General features: G+C 57.4%; 18 protein-coding genes. 12 read left to right on the top strand and 6 right to left on the bottom strand.

What is annotated here, in order from left to right; genetic code table 11:
- The first annotated feature begins 19 nt into the window (after nucleotides 1-19).
- The 7 genes from AM329_RS06415 (at nucleotide 20) to zinT (ending at nucleotide 7,462) form a co-directional block, all read left to right on the top strand.
- Nucleotides 20-1,123, top strand: coding sequence for a cobalamin-independent methionine synthase II family protein (locus AM329_RS06415; RefSeq protein WP_032609176.1), 1,104 nt, complete (start codon nucleotides 20-22; stop codon nucleotides 1,121-1,123).
- A gap of 201 nt (nucleotides 1,124-1,324) precedes the next feature.
- Nucleotides 1,325-2,596, top strand: a complete 1,272-nt coding sequence (gene urtA, locus AM329_RS06410) for an urea ABC transporter substrate-binding protein (RefSeq protein WP_032609178.1) — start codon at nucleotides 1,325-1,327, stop codon at nucleotides 2,594-2,596.
- A 22-nt stretch (nucleotides 2,597-2,618) separates the two neighbouring features.
- Nucleotides 2,619-4,193 (top strand): urea ABC transporter permease subunit UrtB, encoded by a 1,575-nt coding sequence (gene urtB / locus AM329_RS06405; RefSeq protein ID WP_032609180.1) that lies wholly within the window; start codon nucleotides 2,619-2,621, stop codon nucleotides 4,191-4,193.
- Complete coding sequence (urtC, locus tag AM329_RS06400) at nucleotides 4,193-5,266, top strand: urea ABC transporter permease subunit UrtC (protein WP_032609181.1); 1,074 nt, start codon at nucleotides 4,193-4,195, stop codon at nucleotides 5,264-5,266. The genes urtB and urtC overlap by 1 nt, the downstream gene beginning before the upstream one ends.
- Complete coding sequence (urtD, locus tag AM329_RS06395) at nucleotides 5,266-6,063, top strand: urea ABC transporter ATP-binding protein UrtD (protein ID WP_015570541.1); 798 nt, start codon at nucleotides 5,266-5,268, stop codon at nucleotides 6,061-6,063. Before urtC ends, urtD begins: the two co-directional genes overlap by 1 nt.
- Nucleotides 6,064-6,072: 9 nt before the next feature.
- On the top strand, nucleotides 6,073-6,771 hold the full coding sequence (urtE, locus tag AM329_RS06390) for an urea ABC transporter ATP-binding subunit UrtE (protein WP_032609186.1): 699 nt from the start codon (nucleotides 6,073-6,075) through the stop codon (nucleotides 6,769-6,771).
- Nucleotides 6,772-6,823: 52 nt separating this feature from the next.
- A complete protein-coding gene (gene zinT / locus AM329_RS06385) occupies nucleotides 6,824-7,462 on the top strand; it encodes a metal-binding protein ZinT (protein ID WP_003857190.1) in 639 nt (212 codons plus the stop codon).
- A 46-nt stretch (nucleotides 7,463-7,508) separates the two neighbouring features.
- Here zinT and ydeE read toward each other — a convergent pair whose 3' ends face one another.
- Entirely contained in the window at nucleotides 7,509-8,726 is a 1,218-nt protein-coding gene (gene ydeE, locus AM329_RS06380; RefSeq protein ID WP_032609188.1) for an efflux MFS transporter YdeE, read from the bottom strand.
- 192 nt (nucleotides 8,727-8,918) lie between these two features.
- Between ydeE and eamA the strand changes: the two genes are divergently transcribed.
- On the top strand, nucleotides 8,919-9,818 hold the full coding sequence (gene eamA, locus AM329_RS06375) for an O-acetylserine/cysteine exporter (RefSeq protein WP_032609189.1): 900 nt from the start codon (nucleotides 8,919-8,921) through the stop codon (nucleotides 9,816-9,818).
- A gap of 38 nt (nucleotides 9,819-9,856) precedes the next feature.
- Here the strand turns inward: eamA and marB are convergent, their stop codons facing one another.
- From marB to marR, 3 genes are read right to left on the bottom strand one after another with little or no spacing between them, the layout of a single operon-like run.
- Nucleotides 9,857-10,072 (bottom strand): multiple antibiotic resistance protein MarB, encoded by a 216-nt coding sequence (marB, locus tag AM329_RS06370; protein WP_003857184.1) that lies wholly within the window; start codon nucleotides 10,070-10,072, stop codon nucleotides 9,857-9,859.
- A 32-nt stretch (nucleotides 10,073-10,104) separates the two neighbouring features.
- Nucleotides 10,105-10,485: an MDR efflux pump AcrAB transcriptional activator MarA gene (gene marA, locus AM329_RS06365; protein WP_001303241.1), complete on the bottom strand. Its 381-nt coding sequence runs from the start codon at nucleotides 10,483-10,485 to the stop codon at nucleotides 10,105-10,107.
- Nucleotides 10,486-10,505: 20 nt separating this feature from the next.
- Entirely contained in the window at nucleotides 10,506-10,940 is a 435-nt protein-coding gene (gene marR, locus AM329_RS06360) for a multiple antibiotic resistance transcriptional regulator MarR (protein WP_003857182.1), read from the bottom strand.
- Nucleotides 10,941-11,196: 256 nt separating this feature from the next.
- Here marR and AM329_RS06355 point away from each other — a divergent pair, with 256 nt between their 5' ends.
- Nucleotides 11,197-11,862, top strand: coding sequence for a MarC family NAAT transporter (locus AM329_RS06355; RefSeq protein WP_003857180.1), 666 nt, complete (start codon nucleotides 11,197-11,199; stop codon nucleotides 11,860-11,862).
- A 43-nt stretch (nucleotides 11,863-11,905) separates the two neighbouring features.
- Here the strand turns inward: AM329_RS06355 and AM329_RS06350 are convergent, their stop codons facing one another.
- Complete coding sequence (locus AM329_RS06350; protein ID WP_032609193.1) at nucleotides 11,906-13,102, bottom strand: sugar transporter; 1,197 nt, start codon at nucleotides 13,100-13,102, stop codon at nucleotides 11,906-11,908.
- 176 nt (nucleotides 13,103-13,278) lie between these two features.
- On the opposite strand from AM329_RS06350, the gene AM329_RS06345 reads away from it, so the two are divergent.
- Together AM329_RS06345 and AM329_RS06340 are read left to right on the top strand one after the other, a co-directional pair.
- Nucleotides 13,279-14,067 (top strand): PhzF family phenazine biosynthesis protein, encoded by a 789-nt coding sequence (locus tag AM329_RS06345; protein WP_023314147.1) that lies wholly within the window; start codon nucleotides 13,279-13,281, stop codon nucleotides 14,065-14,067.
- A gap of 22 nt (nucleotides 14,068-14,089) precedes the next feature.
- Nucleotides 14,090-14,902, top strand: coding sequence for a PhzF family phenazine biosynthesis protein (locus AM329_RS06340; RefSeq protein WP_032609197.1), 813 nt, complete (start codon nucleotides 14,090-14,092; stop codon nucleotides 14,900-14,902).
- Here AM329_RS06340 and AM329_RS06335 read toward each other — a convergent pair.
- The gene (locus tag AM329_RS06335; protein ID WP_017382364.1) at nucleotides 14,899-15,777 is read right to left on the bottom strand and encodes a LysR family transcriptional regulator; all 879 of its coding nucleotides are present in this window, start codon (nucleotides 15,775-15,777) and stop codon (nucleotides 14,899-14,901) included. The two genes, AM329_RS06340 and AM329_RS06335, sit on opposite strands and share 4 nt — an antisense overlap.
- 99 nt (nucleotides 15,778-15,876) lie before the next feature.
- Between AM329_RS06335 and sad the strand changes: the two genes are divergently transcribed.
- On the top strand, nucleotides 15,877-17,259 hold the full coding sequence (gene sad / locus AM329_RS06330; protein ID WP_032609199.1) for a succinate-semialdehyde dehydrogenase: 1,383 nt from the start codon (nucleotides 15,877-15,879) through the stop codon (nucleotides 17,257-17,259).
- The last annotated feature ends 80 nt before the right edge of the window (nucleotides 17,260-17,339 follow it).

The following is a 17,339-nucleotide window of genomic DNA, read 5'->3' as shown; positions in this document are numbered from 1 at the left end:
ACAGACAGAGGAGATTTCCATGCAGCGACACCACGCCCCGTACCGCGCCGATGTAGTCGGCAGTTTTTTACGCCCGGACTCTGTTAAACAGGCCCGTCTGCAATTTGCCAGCGGTGAGATCGATGCCGGTCAGCTTCGCGCGGTTGAGGACGAGGCCATTCGCCATGTTGTCGAACAGCAGTGCGCCTGCGGTCTGCATGTGGTAACGGACGGTGAATTCCGCCGCGCCTGGTGGCACTTTGACTTCTTTGACGGGCTACAGGGCGTAGAGCGTTATGATTCGCAGCAGGGCATTCAGTTCAACGGGGTGCAGACCAAAGCCCACGGCGTGCGCGTAACGGGCAAACTGGGCTTCGGCGATCATCCTATGCTGGAAGATTTTCGCTACCTCAAAAGCATCAGCGGTAACGCACAGCCGAAGATGACCATTCCGAGCCCGAGCGTGCTGCACTTCCGCGGTGGCCGCAAGGATATTGATGCCACGGTCTACCCGGATCTGAAGGATTACTTTGACGATCTGGCGACAACCTGGCGCGATGCCATTCGGGCCTTTTACGATGCAGGCTGCCGCTATCTGCAACTGGATGACACCGTCTGGGCCTACCTTTGTTCAGAAGACCAGCGCCGCCAGATCCGCGAGCGCGGTGATGATGCAGACGAACTTGCCCGAACCTATGCCCGGGTGCTGAATAAGGCGCTGGAGGGCAAACCGGACGATTTGACCATCGGGCTACACGTCTGCCGCGGTAATTTCCGCTCAACCTGGATTTCCGAAGGCGGCTATGAGCCGGTGGCGGAGGTGCTGTTCGGCACGGTGAACGTCGACGCGTTCTTCCTGGAGTACGACAACGACCGTAGCGGCGACTTCGCGCCACTGCGTTTTGTGCGCCCGGGTAAACAGCAGGTGGTGCTGGGGCTGATCACCACCAAGCACGGTGAGCTGGAGAAACCGGAAGGGGTGAAAGCGCGTCTGGAAGAGGCCGCGCGCTACGTGGCGAAAGAGCAGATTTGCCTCAGCCCGCAGTGCGGATTTGCCTCCACGGAAGAGGGTAACAGCCTGAGCGAAGCCCAGCAGTGGGATAAAGTTCGCCTGGTGACGCAAATCGCCAGCGACGTCTGGTAACATCGTTTACAGCGCTGCATTATTACAGTGCAGCGCTGTACCATTCTGAGTCGTTTCCCGTAGATCCTCTCTTCGAACCCGTTTAAATCCTGCCTCTGCAACCTGGCACTCTTTTTGCTCTCCTGAAACTGACGTTACTTTTTTCTGCGTCCGGGCGGTAACGGACGTCTTCGCACAGCTTTCTTTTTCAGGAGTGAAAATATGCACCGTCGTACCTTTATAAAAGCGTTCGCCTTGTCCGCCTCCGTGGTCGCCATGGGAGTGAGTTTTGGCGTTCAGGCCGCAGAGACCATTAAAGTCGGGATCATGCACTCACTCTCCGGCACGATGGCCATTTCAGAAACGCCCCTGAAAGATGTCGCCCTGATGACCATCGATGAAATTAACGCCAAAGGCGGCGTGCTCGGGAAAAAGCTGGAGCCGGTGGTGGTTGACCCGGCCTCCAACTGGCCGCTGTTTGCCGAAAAGGCCCGCCAGCTTCTGAGCCAGGATAAGGTCGCCGTGGTGTTTGGCTGCTGGACCTCCGTATCGCGTAAATCGGTTCTGCCGGTTTTTGAGGAGCTGAACGGTTTGCTGTTCTATCCGGTGCAGTACGAAGGTGAAGAGATGTCACCTAACGTCTTCTATACCGGCGCGGCGCCTAACCAGCAGGCGATCCCGGCGGTGGAGTACCTGATGAGCGAGGACGGCGGCAGCGCGAAACGCTTCTTCCTGCTGGGAACGGACTACGTTTACCCGCGCACCACGAACAAGATCCTGCGCGCCTTCCTGCACTCGAAAGGCGTGGAAGATAAAGATATTGAAGAGGTCTACACCCCATTTGGTCATAGCGATTACCAGACCATCGTCGCCAGTATCAAGAAATTCTCTGCGGGCGGTAAAACGGCGGTGGTCTCCACCATCAACGGTGATTCCAACGTGCCTTTCTATAAAGAGCTGGCGAACCAGGGGCTGAAAGCCACGGACGTGCCGGTTGTGGCGTTCTCGGTGGGCGAGGAGGAACTGCGCGGCATTGATACCAAACCGCTGGTGGGTAACCTGGCGGCGTGGAACTACTTTGAATCCGTCGATAACCCGACCAACCAGACCTTTGTCGCGGCCTACAAAGCCTACGCGAAAGCCCATAAGCTACCGAATGCCGATACCGTCGTCACCAACGATCCGATGGAAGCGACCTACGTCGGCCTGCATATGTGGGCGCAGGCGGTTGAAAAAGCGGGGACAACCAACGTGGACAAAGTGCGCGCGGCAATGGCGGGCCAGTCGTTCAACGCGCCGTCCGGCTTTACGCTGACCATGGATGCCACCAACCACCACCTGCATAAGCCCGTCATGATTGGTGAAATCGAAGGCAACGGCCAGTTCAACGTCGTCTGGCAAACCGAACAGCCGGTACGCGCTCAGCCGTGGAGCCCGTTTATCGCCGGGAATGACAAAAAACCTGACCAGCCGATGAAAACCGCCAGCAACTAAGCCACCACCAGGGAGAGACGTCATGAACGCCATACGCATGATGATTGCGATTGTGTGGCTTACCGGACTGCTGCCAGGGATGGCGCAGGCATCGGATGCCGATGATTTCGTTGCCACTAGCCGCAGCCAGCAAACCGCCATGCTGACCCGCTGGGCAGCCACGCCGGAACCTGCACGTTTGCCGCTGCTTAAGGCGCTACAACAGGAGAACCTTTATACCGACAGCCAGAAGAAGGCATTTACCCGCATCGACGGCGAAATGGTTGCCCTGGGCGCGGCAAAGAGCGCCGAAGGAACGACCAAAGCCGTGCGGCTGACCAACCGGCTGCGCGTGTTAACCGTCACGGCGCTGGCGACGCATCAGCTTGTTAGTGACAGTGTCACAGAAAGGCGTCATGCCGCGCGGCAACTTCAGCGTGACGCCCAGCCGGATATGCTCGGGTTTCTGCAACAGCGGGCTAATCGCGAAACGGACGACGTCACCCGACAGTCGCTAAGGCTGGCGCTGGCAAATCTTCAGCTGGCGAGTCCGCAGGCGGAAACGCGCCTCAACGCGGTTGAACTGTTGGGACAGTCTGACGATCCGGACGTTCAGGCCACGCTGACGCCGTTCACCCGGGCGCAAACCGAGCCGGACGCACGGGTACGTGCCGCCGCCGCTGAGAGCCTGGACCGTATTCAGCACCGGCTGATGTGGGGTGAACTGCTGGGGCAGGCCTTCATGGGCCTGTCGTTGGGGTCGGTACTCTTGCTGGCCGCGCTCGGGCTGGCTATCACCTATGGTCTGCTGGGGGTGATTAACATGGCCCACGGTGAAATGCTGATGCTCGGGGCGTATGCCACCTGGATGGTGCAACAGGTGATGGCGCAGTGGATGCCTCAGTGGCTGGCGCTTTATCCGGTGGTGGCGCTGCCGGTGGCGTTTTGCCTGACGGCAGGTATCGGGATGGTGCTGGAGCGCACGGTGATCCGCCATCTTTATGGCCGCCCGCTGGAAACCCTGCTCGCCACCTGGGGGATCAGCCTGATGCTTATCCAGCTGGTCCGCATGACCTTTGGCGCCCAAAACCTTGAGGTCGCTAACCCGGCCTGGCTGTCCGGCGGGGTGCAGGTTTTCGCCAACCTGACGCTGCCGTGGAACCGTATTGTGGTGCTCGGGTTTGTGCTGATGGTGCTGTTCTTCACCTGGCTCATTCTGAACAAAACGCGTCTGGGTCTGAACGTGCGGGCGGTGACGCAAAACCGCAGCATGGCGGCCTGCTGCGGCGTTCCCACCGGACGGGTAGATATGCTGGCGTTTGGCCTCGGGTCCGGCATTGCCGGGTTGGGCGGCGTGGCGTTATCCCAGTTGGGGAACGTGGGACCGGAGCTGGGCCAGGGATACATCATCGATTCATTCCTGGTGGTGGTGCTCGGCGGCGTCGGCCAGCTGGCCGGTAGCGTCGCGGCGGCCTTTGGTCTGGGGATCTTCAATAAAATTCTTGAACCGCAGATGGGCGCCGTGCTGGGCAAGATCCTGATTCTGGTGGCGATCATTCTGTTTATCCAGAAACGTCCGCAGGGGTTATTCGCACTTAAAGGGAGGGTGACAGACTGATGAGCCAGCCATTGACCTTAACACTGGCGCGCAGGGCACCGCGCACCGCGCAAATCTTCGGCAGTCTGCTGGTTGCGGCGCTGCTGGTGCTGCCTTTTCTCGCGCTGTTGCCCGCCACCCATCCGCTGGCCGTTTCCACGTGGATGTTGACGCTCATCGGCAAGATCCTCTGCTACGCGGTGGTCGCCGTGGCCCTCGATCTGGTCTGGGGCTATGCCGGTATGCTCTCGCTGGGGCACGGCATATTCTTCGCCCTGGGCGGCTATGCGATGGGCATGTACCTGATGCGCCAGGCGGCCGGAGACGGGCTGCCCGCGTTTATGTCGTTTCTCTCGTGGAGCGAACTGCCCTGGTTCTGGTGGGGAACGCAGCATTTTGCCTGGGCACTGGTGTTAATTGTGACGATACCCGGCCTGCTGGCGCTGGTCTTCGGCTGGTTTGCTTTCCGCTCGAAGATCAAAGGGGTCTATTTCTCCATCATGACCCAGGCGCTGACCTATGCGGGCATGCTGCTGTTCTTTCGCAACGAAACCGGCTTTGGCGGCAATAACGGCTTTACCGGCTTTACCACGCTGCTCGGATTTTCCGTCACGGCGACCACCACGCGGATCGCGCTGTTTCTCGCAACGGTCGTGCTGCTGCTTCTGGCCCTGGGCACAGGCTACGCGCTGGCGAAGAGTAAATTTGGCCGCATTTTAACGGCGGTGCGCGATGCGGAAAACCGTCTCACGTTCTGCGGCTACGATCCGCGCGGCTTCAAGCTGCTGGTCTGGACGCTTTCCGCCGTGCTGTGTGGCCTGGCGGGGGCGCTGTACGTTCCGCAGGTGGGCATTATCAACCCGGGTGAAATGTCGCCAACCAACTCGATTGAAGCGGCCATCTGGGTAGCGCTGGGCGGGCGCGGCACTCTGGTGGGCCCGGTGATTGGCGCGGCGCTGGTCAACGGTGCGAAGAGCTTTTTCACCGTGGCGATGCCGGAGTACTGGCAGCTGTTTCTGGGGCTGATTTTCATCGCCGTGACGCTGTTTTTACCACGCGGCGTGTTCGGTCTGTTTCGTAAGGGAGAGAATTAATGCAGCCCTCTGAAGGACTCTTTACCCGCCAGCTACCGGGCGATCGTTACCGTGAGCAGACCGATCCGGTGTTGCAGCTCGAGGCCATTAACGTCAGTTTCGACGGTTTTCAGGCGTTGACCGATCTTTCGCTGAATATCGGCGTCGGAGAATTGCGCTGCATCATTGGCCCTAACGGCGCCGGTAAAACCACGCTGATGGACGTGATCACCGGCAAAACCCGGCCAAAAAGCGGGAAAGCTATTTACGATCAGTCCATCGATCTGACTGCCCTGGAACCGGCGGCCATCGCCCGTCAGGGCATTGGCCGTAAGTTCCAGAAGCCGACCGTGTTTGAAGCGTTGACCGTAGGGGAAAACCTCGAAATCGCCATGAAAGCCGACAGGTCCGTCTGGGCGAGCCTGCGGGCCACGCTCAGCGGCGAGCAGCGCGACCGCATTGATGAGATGCTGGTTTTGCTGCGGCTTGGCAGCGAGCGCGATCGCCGTGCCGGACTGCTTTCCCACGGACAGAAGCAGTTTCTGGAGATCGGCATGCTGCTGGTGCAGGACCCGCACCTGTTACTGCTGGACGAACCCGCCGCCGGTATGACCGACGCCGAGACGGAATACACTGCCGAGCTGTTCCGCACCCTGGCAGGCAAGCATTCGCTGATGGTGGTTGAGCACGATATGGGTTTCGTTGAGACCATCGCCGACCACGTCACGGTGCTGCATCAGGGGCGCGTACTGGCGGAAGGTTCGCTTCGCGAGGTACAGGCCAATGAACAGGTGATTGACGTCTATCTGGGACGCTAAGGAGAGGGGATGTTACAGGTTAGCGAACTGAATCAGTACTACGGCGGAAGTCATATTCTGCGCGGGGTGAGCTTTGAGGCGGTCGTCGGGGAAGTGACCTGCCTGCTGGGGCGCAACGGGGTGGGCAAAACCACGCTGCTGAGGTGCCTGATGGGGCTGATCCCGGTGAAAGCCGGGGAGGTGGTCTGGCAGGGAAAGACCATCACTCACAGTAAACCGCACCAGCGGGTACAGTCCGGCGTGGCGTATGTTCCGCAGGGGCGGGAGATTTTTCCGCGTCTGACCGTAGAAGAAAACCTGCTGATGGGGCTGACGCGCTTCTCAGCGGGAAACGCAAGGAGCGTACCGGAGGAGATTTGGCAGCTTTTCCCGGTGCTGAAGGAGATGAAGCACCGACGCGGAGGCGATCTTTCCGGTGGTCAGCAACAGCAGCTGGCGATTGGTCGCGCGCTGGCGAGCCGTCCACAGTTACTGATTCTGGATGAACCCACGGAAGGTATTCAGCCGTCGGTGATTAAAGAGATTGGGCAGGTGATCCGCAGCCTGGCGAACCGGGGGGATATGGCGATCCTGCTGGTGGAGCAATTTTATGATTTTGCGGCAGAGCTGGCCGACAGCTATCTGGTGATGTCGCGCGGCAGCATCGTCCAGCAGGGGCGCGGGGAGAATATGGAGCGGGAGGGCGTTCGCGGGCTGGTTGCGATCTGAAATGTTATAATATAACATCCCTATTCTTATAAAACGGAATGAGGATTTTGCTGTGGCTGCACAACCTGGAAAAATTGCGCTGACTTTGGGAACGCTGCTGGTAAGCGGCTCGCTTTTTGCCCATTCGCACGGTCATCAGATGACGGAGGCGGAACAGAAGGCGGCAAACGGCGTCTTTGAGGATAAAGACGTCAGGGACAGGAAGCTGTCTGACTGGGACGGAACATGGCAGTCTGTTTACCCGTTCCTGCTTGATGGTTCGCTGGATCCGGTTTTCGAAAAGAAAGCGCAGAAGGGAGAAAAATCTGCTGCCGAGGTGAAGGCCTACTACCGCAAGGGTTACGCGACGGACGTGGACGCCATCGGCATTGAAAACAACGTGATGGAATTCCACCGAGGCAAAACGGTGAGCAGCTGCCGCTACGACTACAGCGGCTACAAAATTCTAACCTATGCGTCGGGGAAAAAAGGTGTGCGCTACCTGTTTGAGTGCAAGGATAACGCGAGCGAGGCGCCTAAGTTTGTGCAGTTCAGCGACCATATCATCGGGCCGAAAGCCTCTTCACACTTCCATATCTTTATGGGCAACACCTCCCACGAGGCGCTGCTGAAAGAGATGGATAACTGGCCGACCTACTACCCGAATGAGATGTACAAGGAGCAGGTGGTGGAGGAGATGTTGCACCACTAAGGTGTTGGTTTTGCCGGGGGACGGCTTCGCCTTACCCGGCCTGGGATTAGGGTTTTCCAGGTCGGGTAAGCGCAGCGCTACTCGACACTCTATCTTCACTTTTCACGCGCATCCCGCGCAATATCATCAGCCAGGCCGCAATGATGGCGGCCATCATAATGATAAATAATGACCAGTGCGGCAGATGGGTCAGGATGAGCCCGGTGATCATCGGGTTCGCCGCCGCGCCCAGCCAGCCCAGCGCTTGTGCGGAGAAGTAGCTCGCCTTCATGCCCGGCGGGGCGATATTGTCGATCAGCATGTATTCACCCGGTGCATAAATAATCTCACCCAGGGTGAAAATCGCTGCCGCGATCCCCCAGTAAATCAGGTTCTCGCCGGAAAGCATAAACCCCCCCAGCCCGAGGATGAAAAAAAGCGTCGCGGCGGTCATTAGCGGACGGATATTGCTGGCGGTGATCTTCCGTCCAAGCGCATATTGCAGGGTGACGACCACCGCCGCGTTGACGGGCAGCACAACGGCCACCACCTTTTCTGCGAAATCACTGTCCGCATGTGCAGCGAGGACATACTGGGAAATGCAGGTGGCAAACGATCCACCCACATACGACGCCAGCAGCCCGGAAAGCGTGTACCAGAACAGCGCCCGGTCTTTCAGCAGCACCGAGGGTTGCCATGGCATTTTCTCCTCAGGGCTGTCCGAGGCTATGCTTTTCTGCACAAAGAAATGGATAAACCCGAGCGGCAGTGCGGCGCAGAAGGCCGCCAGCAAGAACGGCAGTTGCAGGCTGTACATCACAAGCAGGGTGCCGATCGGCGGCCCGATCGTCCAGCCGATGTTCAGGAAACTGTAGTTGAGTGAGAAAACGTGCGCCTTTTCGCTGGAGGTCAGCACGTCGGCAAACCATGCTTTCAGCACCGTTGAGAAGACGGAATAGGCGCAGTTAATCAGGGCAAAGAACAGCACTACCAGCGTCACGTTATTCACCAGCGGAATGGCCACAAACCCGGCGATAAAGGCGACGATGGCGATCAGCATATAGCGTTTTTTGTCGAATTTATCCGCCAGGATGCCAAACCCCAGGCTAAACACCACGCCAATGGTCAACGCCACGGTAAGGGCATAGCCAATATTCTCCACGCTCATATCGTACACGCGTGTAAGATATATGGTCATAAAGGGCAGCGTTGCCCCGCGGCCAATTGTTAATAACAATGACGATGCCAGCAGCGCTGCGGTTGAGCGCCTGATTGATGGTTTCATTTTCCTGCCCGACAAATGCTTATGCTTTTTTGTTGTGTTATTACAGGATTATCATGGGATCGGCAGCTTGTATAGCACCCAATTTATCCGCAAGTGCTTCTCTTCAGTACCAGAATTAATGATCTTCTCGCGGGGCTATTTTTTCTGTTACCTTGAAGTGTTTACAAAATTTTAATATTTCAGGGGCGGAAAATGACGCGGAAAGACGGGCTGTTAGCGTTGCTGGTTGTCGTGGCGTGGGGACTCAATTTTGTGGTCATCAAAATGGGGTTGCACAACATGCCTCCATTGATGCTGGCGGGTCTGCGCTTCCTGCTGGTGGCGTTTCCGGCGCTGCTGTTCGTCGCCCGCCCGAAAATTCCCCTCAAGCTGCTGCTGGGCTACGGCCTCACCATCAGCTTTGGTCAGTTTGCGTTTCTTTTTTGCGCTATTAAATTCGGTATGCCTGCGGGCCTGGCTTCGCTGGTGCTTCAGGTGCAGGCGTTCTTTACCATCATTCTCGGCGCGTTTGTCTTTGGCGAACGCTTGCAGGGCAAGCAGCTGGCGGGCATTAGCCTTGCGGTCTTTGGCGTGCTGGTGCTGATTGAAGGCAGCCTCAACGGTCAGCATGTCGCGCTGCTGGGCTTTATGCTCACCCTGGCGGCGGGGCTGAGCTGGGCGTGCGGCAATATCTTTAACAAGCTGATAATGCAGCACGAGGCGCGTCCGGCGGTCTTATCGCTGGTGGTTTGGAGCGCGTTGATCCCCATCGTACCGTTTATGGCCGCGTCATTTATTCTGGAGGGGCCGCAGGCGATGCTGAAAAGCCTGGTGGAGATCGACCTGACGACTATTTTGTCGCTGATCTACCTGGCGTTCGTTGCCTCAATCATTGGCTATGGTATCTGGGGATCGCTGCTCGGACGCTATGAAACCTGGCGCGTGGCGCCGTTATCGCTGCTGGTACCGGTGGTCGGGCTTGCCAGCGCCGCACTGTTGCTGGATGAAACGCTCAGCGTGCTGCAACTGTGTGGCGCAGGGCTGATTATGGCCGGGCTGTATATCAACGTCTTTGGCTTGCGGGTGCGTCGGGCGACGCGGGTGCAGAGTTAAGGCAGAAAAAAGCCCCGCATTAGCGGGGCAAAAACGAATTACAGGTCGTGGTTGTAATACGGCACGCCTAATTCGTCGGATTTGTCGCTGCCAGCGCCCATGTGATTGAAGTCCCAGGGCGACTGGTTTTGCGTGGACGGCATAATCATGGTGTCACGATTATTTTGCTGCCCCGCACTGGGGGTTTGCTCCGCGAAGCTCTGGCCGGAAACCAGCACCAGCAAGGTGAGGGCGGCGGAGGCGATAAATTTCATGATTTCCTCGGTTACGTCTTAACAGGCGATGATTAACTGCAATGTTTAAGCGGATACAGATAACGGGATTCACCCGGCATACTGGTAATACGGTACTTATGAGGCGGCACGTCAAAGTAGTTCTTGAACGTACGCGTCAGGGTTTGTTGCGATTCAAATCCGTAACGTTCCGCCAGATAGAGGATCGGCTCATTGCTTTCTTTCAGTTTTTGGGCAATCTCCGTCAGCTTGCGGCTGCGAATATATTGTCCTAATGAATGGCCGGTCTCTTTTTTAAACATCCGTTGCAGGTGCCATTTTGAGTAACCTGAACGCTCAGACACTTTCTCAAGGGAGAGCGGAGATTCCAGGTTATCTTCGATCCAGTCCAAAATGCTATGAATGGTGATAGCGTCAGTATTGCGTCTGGACATCGTCATACCTCTTTTTCTGTTTACGGCAGGATTTTCTTGAGTAAAAGCTCAAGCGTTGCCACTTCATCCGCCGTTAAGTTTTTTGTCAGTTCCTGGTGCAGTGTTTGTCCTACTAATTGATGACATTGCTCACACATGGCCGCGCCATCGCTGGTCAGTTTCACCAGTACGCCACGTTTGTCATTTGGGTTAGGGCTTCGTTCTACCCATCCTTTACAGACGAGACGATCCAGCATGCGGGTTAACGCACCCAGATCGACAGAGAGCACCTTTTTCAGCTCAACCGGCGTGATACACACTTCGCAGCGAATGGAACACAGCACTTTAAACTGTGTTGCGGTGATATCCAGCGGTGACAGATAGTCATTGAGCAGGCGATCTTTTTTCTGATTAACCATATGAATAAGACGACCCAGTGGGATTATGTCGTTAAAGAGGTCACTGGTGCTTTTCACAATGGTTGCCCTGGCAAGTAGTTTAGTCACGGCAGATATTATTGCTCAGGCAAGTATAAGTCAACTGAATGAATCGGCCGATGCCACGAAATGCTAAAACGCTTCAGGAACTCATTATGTACGCTTTTAAATCATACAGATAATCTGGGGTTATCAATTACGAGAGACAATTATGGTTACGCTGCGCGGATGGCTACGGACGAGGATTTGCCCCTATAATTGCGATGTTGAATAAGGATAAGGACTGCGGTGCATTATGTTGGATTTGATTAAAGCAGTGGGACTTGGGCTGGTGGTGTTGCTGCCGCTAGCGAACCCGTTAACGACGGTGGCGCTTTTTCTGGGCCTGGCGGGGAACATGAACAGCGCGGAGCGCAATCAGCAGTCGATGATGGCCTCTGTGTATGTCTTTGCCATAATGATGGTGGCTTATTACGCCGGGCAACTGGTGATGAATACCTTTGGTATTTCGATTCCCGGTCTGCGTATCGCTGGCGGGCTGATCGTGGCCTTTATTGGTTTCCGGATGCTGTTCCCGGCGCACAAAGCGCACGAATCCCCGGAAGCCAAAAGCAAATCGGAGGAGCTTGAAAGCGAACCGAGCGCCAACATCGCGTTTGTGCCGTTAGCCATGCCGAGCACGGCAGGGCCGGGAACGATTGCGATGATCATCAGTTCCGCCTCAACGGTACGTGATGGGTCGACATTTCCGCACTGGGTTATCACCGTTGCGCCGCCGATCATTTTTGCGCTTATTGCCATTATTGTCTGGGGGTCATTGCGCAGTTCCGGGGCGATTATGCGCTGGGTGGGCAAGGGGGGGATTGAGGCTATCTCCCGTCTGATGGGTTTCCTGCTGGTCTGTATGGGCGTGCAGTTTATTATTAACGGCGTGCTGGAGATTGTTAAGACGTATCATTGAAAACGTTGCCGGGTAAGCGCAGAGCCACCCGGCACAACAAACGTCAACCGTGGCTGGACTGCTCTTCCATCGCGACCGGCCATTTACGGAAGATAATCACCGACCAGATCAGCGCGATCAGCGCCGGAATCGCCCCGAGATAGCCAATGGCCGACATCGATACATGCAGGCTGATCTGATTTCCCACCAGCGCACCGGCGCCAATCCCCAGATTAAAAATCCCGGAGAAGAGCGACATCGCTACGTCCGTGGCGTCCGGGGCCAGCGCCAGCACTTTGACCTGCATTCCCAGACCAATAATCATGATCGCCACGCCCCAGAACAGACTGAGGATCGCCAGATGACTCTCGCTGCCTGCCGCAGGCATCAGCAACAGCAGACATGCCAGCAGCAGGCCAATCGCACTGCTTACAAGCGCAGACGCATGCTGATTGCCCAGCTTCCCGAACAGGATGCTGCCGATAATCCCCGCGCCGCCCAGGATCAGCAGCAGAACGGTGGCAAAGTTAGCGCTAAAGCCCGCCACAACCTGAACAAACGGCTCAATATAGCTGTAGGCCGTGTAATGGGCGGTCACCACAATCACGGTCAGCAAATAGATGCTCATCAGCGCCGGTCGACGCATCAGCAGCGGAAGACTTTTCAGCGAGCCGGAGTGTTCGCTGGGCAGTTTTGGCAGCAGTTTGATCAGACACACCAGGGTGATCAGCGCCCCCATGCCGATGGCAAAGAAGGTGGTGCGCCAGCCGAAGTATTGACCCACAATGCGCCCGATCGGCAGGCCTAACACCATCGCCAGCGCCGTTCCGGTGGCAATCAGGCTCAGCGCCTGGGCGCGTTTCCCCGCCGGGGCCAGACGAATGGCGAGCGATGCGGTGATCGACCAGAAAACGGCATGGGCAAACGCGATGCCGACGCGGCTGATGACCAGCACGGTGAAGTTCCATGCCATAAATGACAGCACATGGCTGGCAATGAACACCACAAACAGCCCAATCAGCAGCTTACGACGTTCCATCTGGCTGGTCAGCAGCATAAACGGCAGCGACATCAGCGCTACCACCCATGCATAGATGGTCAGCATAATGCCAACCTGTGCCGTTTCCATATGGAAGCTGGCTGCAATGTCGGACAGCAGCCCAACCGGAACAAATTCCGTGGTGTTGAAAATAAACGCTGCGATGGCGAGCGTGACCACGCGTAGCCACGCGACCCTGCGGGAAACCGTGTGTGTTGTCATAGGGATATCTGGGATTCGTTGCCTGAAAGATGAGGAGACGATCTTAAAGCCTTAAACGGCGAAAACTCAACCGTTATGTGATATGAATCACAAAATTTACCTTCATGCAGCGGTAGCGAACGCGGTTGTTTTCATTGAAGATAAAGAACAACACAACAAAAACAGGCGGTAACACAATGCAGGAGATTGATTTTTATCTGGTAGATGCGTTCAGCGCGTCCTCTTTTGGCGGCAACCCGGCGGCGGTGTGCCCCCTCGACGCGTGGCTACCGGATGAGACGTTACTGCGGATGGCACAACAGCATAACCAGTCGGAAACCGCGTTTTTTGTGTGTACCAAAGGGGGGATCGAGTTGCGCTGGTTCACCACGCTAACCGAGGTTAATCTGTGTGGTCACGCGACGCTTGCCGCGGCGTATGTTCTGTTTAACGAACTGGATTATCCGGACTCACGCCTTCATTTTGACACTGCCTCTGGTCGCCTGACCGTCAGCCGTGAAGGTGACTGGATGACGCTGGACTTCCCGGCCTGCCCGACGCAGGCACAGACGCCGCCACCGGAGTTGCTCACCGCACTCGGTATCACCCGCTACGTCGAGGCGCGAAAAGGCCGCGCCTGGGTGCTGGTACTGGAGAGCCGCGAGCAGGTGGAAGCCATTAATCCGGATTTCTCCGCCATGACGCCGGGGGAGCATAAAGTGGCCGTCACCGCCCGGGACGAAGGAGAATACGACTTTATCAGCCGTTTCTTCTCGCCGGGCGTGGCCGTGCCGGAAGATCCTGTCACCGGCTCCGCGCACACCATGCTGATCCCTTACTGGAGTGAACGGCTTGGCAAAACACAGATGTTTGCCCGCCAGGTTTCCGCCCGTGGAGGAGACGTACGCTGCGAACTCAAGGGCGACCGCGTGCGGATGGGCGGGCAGGCGGCGCTGTATCTGAAGGGCACAGTATTTCTGCGCTGAATAAATCTAAGAGGAACAAATGATGCAGGAAATTGATTTTTATCTGGTAGATGCCTTCAGCGACAGGGCGTTCGGCGGCAATGCGGCGGCGGTGTGTCCGCTGGAAGCGTGGCTGCCGGATGAGACGCTGCTGAAGATGGCGAAACAGCATAATCAGTCAGAGACGGCGTTTTTTGTCCGAACGGATAACGGGTTTGAGCTGCGCTGGTTTACCACGCAGGATGAAATTAACCTCTGCGGCCACGCAACCCTCGCGGCTTCTCACGTTATTTTTGAATACCTGGATTATCCGCATACGGAAATCACCTTCACCACGCGCTTTGTCGGCGAACTGACGGTACAACGCAGCGGCGACTGGCTGACGCTTAATTTCCCGGCGTGGTCAACCGAGGTTGTCGATACTCCACCCCCAGTGCTGTTCAGCGCGCTGGGCATTAACGCGGCAAACGAGGTGCGTGTGGGGCGTGACTACATGGTGGTGCTCGACAGCCAGCGGCAGGTGGAGGCGCTGACGCCGGATATCACTGCCATGCTCCCGCTGGGGAAAATGGTCTGCGTTACAGCGCCGGGAGATGAGTATGATTTCGTCAGCCGCTTCTTCTGTCCGGGGGAAGGGGTGCCGGAGGATCCGGTGACGGGATCAGCTCACAGCATGCTGATCCCGTACTGGAGCGAAAAGCTTGGTAAAACGCAGATGTCGGCCCGCCAGGTCTCCTTGCGCGGCGGGGATCTGCGCTGCGAGCTGAAAGGCGACCGCGTGCTGATTGGCGGGCAGGCCACGCTGTATATGAAGGGAAAAATTTTCCTTCGACTCCAGGACTACGTTCAACTTTAACAACTGGGCGCAGGTGGCTGACGCTCGTTCAGCAGCGCGATAAATGCCTCCAACTGGCGAGTCATCGCCCCGCGTCGCCACACCAGCCAGGTGGTGAGCCAGCGCCAGTTTTCCGCCAGCGGCCACGCCGCCACCTGATGATGCCCCGGCATGCTCTCCAGCATGGAGCGGGGCATCAGCGCAATGCCTGCCCCGGCAATCACACAGGCGAGCATCCCGTGGTAGGACTCCATCTCATGGATCCTTCCCGGCGTTACGCGGTCGGCATGGAACCAGCTCTCCAGATGACGCCGGTAAGAACAGTTGGCGCGAAAGGCATACACGTCGCTGCCGCTCACCTGCGTGGCTTTTGACACTTCCGCGTGGCCCGCAGGGGTGACCAGCATCATCTCTTCCCGGTAAACCGGCATTCCTTCCAGTTCCGGGTGCGAGAGCGGCCCGTCGACAAAGGCGGCGCTAAGCGTCCCTTCAAGCACGCCGTCAATCATCGTACCGGAAGGCCCGGTGGATAACGCAAACTGAATGCGCGGATAGCGCTGGTTAAACCGCGCCAGACTTTCCGGAATGCGTACGGCGGCGGTACTTTCCAGCGCGCCGAGCGAGAATAATCCCTGCGGTTCATCCCCGGCGACGACCATTCGCGCTTCGTCGACCAGCGCCAGGATCTGTTTGCTGTAGCGCAAAAAATTGTGCCCGGCGGGGGAAAGCCGCAGGCGCTGATTCTCGCGAATAAACAGCTCCACGCCGAGATCCGCTTCTAGCTGTCGGATGCGGGTGGTGAGGTTTGAGGGCACCCGGTGTACCTTCTGCGCCGCCTGGGTAATGCTGCCGGTCAGTGCGACGGCGTTAAACATCTCAAGCTGTGTTAAGTCCATGCTGTTCTCGATTCGTGAATAAGGTGGTGAGTATTATTCATTTTTAAGAAATAGCAGAGTAGGCCACAATCAATCAACTGTTATTACGTGGAGGACATCATGACGTATTCATCTGCTACCCATGCCCACTCTGTCAACCCGGCTACCAGCGAAACGCTGGCTGCTTACCCGTGGGCAACGTCCCGTGACGTTGAGCGTGCCATTGCACAGGCGGATACCGGTTTTCGTCAATGGCGACGCGAAAGCGTGGCGCACCGGGCGCAAAAACTTCGCGATCTGGGTGCGGCGCTGCGTAGTCGTGCGGAAGAGATGGCGCAGACTATCTCCCGGGAGATGGGCAAGCCCATTGTGCAGGCGCGTGCGGAGGTGGCTAAGTCCGCCAGCCTTTGCGACTGGTACGCTGAACACGGCCCGTCGATGCTGAACCCGGAATCAACCCAGGTCGAAAATGCGGTGATTGAGTACCGTCCGCTGGGACCTATTCTTGCGGTGATGCCGTGGAATTTCCCGCTCTGGCAGGTGCTGCGCGGTGCGGTGCCGATCCTGCTGGCAGGGAACAGCTATCTGCTTAAACATGCGCCAAATGTGCTCGGCTCGGCGGAGCTGATCGGGAAGGTATTCGCGGATGCCGGTTTCCCGGAGGGGGTCTTTGGCTGGGTGAACGCGACGAATGACGGCGTCAGCCAGGCGATTAACGATCGGCGTATCGCGGCGGTGACCGTAACCGGCAGCGTTCGGGCTGGTGCGGCAATTGGCGCGCAGGCGGGCGCGGCGCTGAAGAAATGCGTGCTGGAGCTGGGCGGTTCCGATCCGTTTATCGTTCTGAACGATGCGGATCTTGATCTGGCCGTCAACGCGGCGGTGGCCGGACGTTATCAGAATACCGGACAGGTTTGTGCGGCGGCAAAACGCTTTATTGTGGAAGCGGGCGTAGCGGACGCCTTTACCCAACGCTTTGTTGACGCGGTCAAGGCGCTGAAGATGGGCGCACCGGATGAGGAAGATAACTATATTGGCCCGATGGCGCGATTTGATCTTCGCGATGAACTGCATCAGCAGGTGCAGGCTACGCTGGCGGAAGGGGCGACCCTGCTGCTCGGCGGAGAGAAGCTTGCCGGGAGCGGTAACTATTATGCGCCAACCGTACTCGGCGGCGTCACCCCACAGATGACGGCCTTCCGTCAGGAGCTGTTTGGCCCGGTGGCCGCGATTACCGTCGCCAATGATGCGGCGCACGCGTTGCAGCTGGCTAACGACAGCGATTTTGGCTTATCGGCGACGGTCTTTACCGCGAACGATGAGCTGGCTGAAACCTTCTCTCGCGAGCTGGAGTGCGGCGGGGTGTTTATCAACGGCTACAGCGCCAGCGATGCGCGCGTTGCCTTTGGCGGAGTGAAGAAGAGCGGCTTCGGGCGAGAGCTGTCTCATTTCGGTCTGCATGAGTTCTGTAATGTGCAGACGGTGTGGAAGGACCGCATCTAATATTGTTGCCGGGTAAGGCCAGGCCGCTACCCGGCAATTCACGTTTCCTGTCATTTTTGCGTAATGGTTCTGTCATTTTC

The sequence above is a fragment of the Enterobacter cloacae complex sp. AR_0002 genome (assembly GCF_001922365.1).
In the GTDB taxonomy this organism is placed as follows: domain Bacteria; phylum Pseudomonadota; class Gammaproteobacteria; order Enterobacterales; family Enterobacteriaceae; genus Enterobacter; species Enterobacter hormaechei_C.
The sequence above is the reverse complement of the archived record's forward strand: the minus strand, read 5'-3'. Positions and strand labels throughout refer to the sequence as shown.

Coding starts and splice junctions, on each gene's coding strand:
- AM329_RS06355 (WP_003857180.1), top strand. CDS start 11,197: ATGTTGGATTTGATTAAAGCAGTGGGACTTGGGCTGGTGGTGTTGCTG.
- marB (WP_003857184.1), bottom strand. CDS start 10,072: ATGAAATTTATCGCCTCCGCCGCCCTCACCTTGCTGGTGCTGGTTTCC.
- urtE (WP_032609186.1), top strand. CDS start 6,073: ATGTTACAGGTTAGCGAACTGAATCAGTACTACGGCGGAAGTCATATT.
- ydeE (WP_032609188.1), bottom strand. CDS start 8,726: ATGAAACCATCAATCAGGCGCTCAACCGCAGCGCTGCTGGCATCGTCA.
- urtB (WP_032609180.1), top strand. CDS start 2,619: ATGAACGCCATACGCATGATGATTGCGATTGTGTGGCTTACCGGACTG.
- urtC (WP_032609181.1), top strand. CDS start 4,193: ATGAGCCAGCCATTGACCTTAACACTGGCGCGCAGGGCACCGCGCACC.
- AM329_RS06415 (WP_032609176.1), top strand. CDS start 20: ATGCAGCGACACCACGCCCCGTACCGCGCCGATGTAGTCGGCAGTTTT.
- marA (WP_001303241.1), bottom strand. CDS start 10,485: ATGTCCAGACGCAATACTGACGCTATCACCATTCATAGCATTTTGGAC.
- AM329_RS06350 (WP_032609193.1), bottom strand. CDS start 13,102: ATGACAACACACACGGTTTCCCGCAGGGTCGCGTGGCTACGCGTGGTC.
- AM329_RS06345 (WP_023314147.1), top strand. CDS start 13,279: ATGCAGGAGATTGATTTTTATCTGGTAGATGCGTTCAGCGCGTCCTCT.
- AM329_RS06340 (WP_032609197.1), top strand. CDS start 14,090: ATGCAGGAAATTGATTTTTATCTGGTAGATGCCTTCAGCGACAGGGCG.
- urtD (WP_015570541.1), top strand. CDS start 5,266: ATGCAGCCCTCTGAAGGACTCTTTACCCGCCAGCTACCGGGCGATCGT.
- urtA (WP_032609178.1), top strand. CDS start 1,325: ATGCACCGTCGTACCTTTATAAAAGCGTTCGCCTTGTCCGCCTCCGTG.
- AM329_RS06335 (WP_017382364.1), bottom strand. CDS start 15,777: ATGGACTTAACACAGCTTGAGATGTTTAACGCCGTCGCACTGACCGGC.
- eamA (WP_032609189.1), top strand. CDS start 8,919: ATGACGCGGAAAGACGGGCTGTTAGCGTTGCTGGTTGTCGTGGCGTGG.
- sad (WP_032609199.1), top strand. CDS start 15,877: ATGACGTATTCATCTGCTACCCATGCCCACTCTGTCAACCCGGCTACC.